Raw genomic sequence first — 1,468 nt, 5'->3', positions numbered from 1 at the left:
GGCATACCGGACGCATCGGCGATCAGCGCGCGGTGGAACGACTTGAACAGGCCGAACCAATCCGGCCCCTGCAGCTTGTCGATGGAGGTCATCGCATCGGAGGCCTCGCCGGCGCCCTGTTGGGCCCAGCCGGACATCACCCCGGAGATCAGCCGGTCGAGATCGGATTCCAGCGACAGCTTGAGCCAGTACTGCGCCTTGGTGAAATCCTTCTTGTGGAAGGAATCAACGGCGAGTGCCAGGCGCGAAAAGCGCTCGACATCTGGAACTTCCTTGAGCTTGTCGGCATAGACGAGGGATTCGTCGAAGCGGCCCTGCGCGATCAGCGACAGCATCAGGCTCTGCTGCAGGCCGGTGTCGCTCGGGTCGAAGGCCAATGCCTGCTTGTAGTAGGCTATGGCACTGTCGAGGTCGTTGTCGCCTTCGGCGATCCGAGCTGCCAGATAGGCGCCCGAAAACGACGTGATCTTGACCGGTTCGGTGGTTTGCTTGGCATAGGCCGGCAAAGTCGAGATCGCCATGCCTGTAACAATTGCCAGCCTTGTCAGCCAGCGCGCACGTCCTTGCCGCATCGTATCCCTTTCAGCCAGGCGCCATCTCCGCGTCAGCGGGATCGGCGTAGACTCGATCTTTCCAGGCAAAGCATGGCCTTTTTGGGGTCACGCTTCAATCCGCCTCGAATTCACAATCCGGGCACCCGATTAACAAACCATGGCGACAGGCACCAGTTTCCGATCTTGAATTTCGGCCATGGCCCTGCGCGGCGCCGACTATATCACAGATTCGACCATTGAGGTCAGCGCCAATATCAGCCCTTGCCTGGCGAGGCGGACCGGTGCACCAGCGTGTCGCTATATCCGCCGGCCGCTATCGTGCTGCACAGCTCATTCCACTCACAGCCGCCGCAAGCCTTGCGCACGCGGCCCGCCGAAAACGCCTGCCGCATCCGAGCCAGGATTGCCGCATCGAGATCGAGACTGGCGCCGACGCGGATTGATTGCGCCAGCAATTCCTCCACGTCCTGTGCAGCGAGCCGGTCCCGCTCGACGACGCTCTCGTTGAGACAATGCGGTTCCGGCTCGTCGAGCAAGGGAGCGCAGACATCGTCGGGGCCGGAAACGAGGAGGACGTCCTCGCCCCGGCTCAGGCGCTCCGCGACGCGATCATAATTGGCGGTGAAGGCGGGGCTGTATCCCTTGCCCACATAGGTGAGCAGGCAAAGGAGGTGATGGGCGCGTAGCCTGATCGTCATTTATTCTTGTGGCCTGAGGTCGGTCGGCTCGGGTTTGTAGCCCGAAAACAGCTTGAGTGTCGCAGCACCCAGCGCCGACTTGAGCAACCCGCCGACGAGAAAAGGCAGGAAGCCGAAGGTGATGGCCTTCTCAGTGCCGATCATGACAGCGAGCCACATGGTGCCGAGAACCAGGCAGGCAAGGTTGCCGAGCAGCATGGCGGCGAAGGCGAGCAC

General features: G+C 61.9%; 3 protein-coding genes. All 3 read right to left on the bottom strand.

Translation table 11 applies throughout. The features are described 5' to 3' along the window. A partial coding sequence (locus tag EN935_RS35755) for a tetratricopeptide repeat protein (RefSeq protein ID WP_164771672.1) occupies positions 1-572 on the bottom strand: 572 nt, incomplete at its 3' end. Positions 573-808: 236 nt separating this feature from the next. Beyond that, the gene (locus tag EN935_RS35750; protein WP_127265199.1) at positions 809-1,252 is read right to left on the bottom strand and encodes a DUF1284 domain-containing protein; all 444 of its coding nucleotides are present in this window, start codon (positions 1,250-1,252) and stop codon (positions 809-811) included. Beyond that, positions 1,253-1,468: biotin transporter BioY (locus tag EN935_RS35745; protein ID WP_206534659.1), on the bottom strand; the 216-nt coding region annotated here is incomplete at its 5' end.

Origin of the sequence: Mesorhizobium sp. M7D.F.Ca.US.004.03.1.1 (assembly GCF_003998635.1) — a bacterium.
Lineage (GTDB): Bacteria > Pseudomonadota > Alphaproteobacteria > Rhizobiales > Rhizobiaceae > Mesorhizobium > Mesorhizobium loti.
Note: the sequence above shows the minus strand (reverse complement) of the source record. Positions and strands in the feature narration are given on the sequence as shown.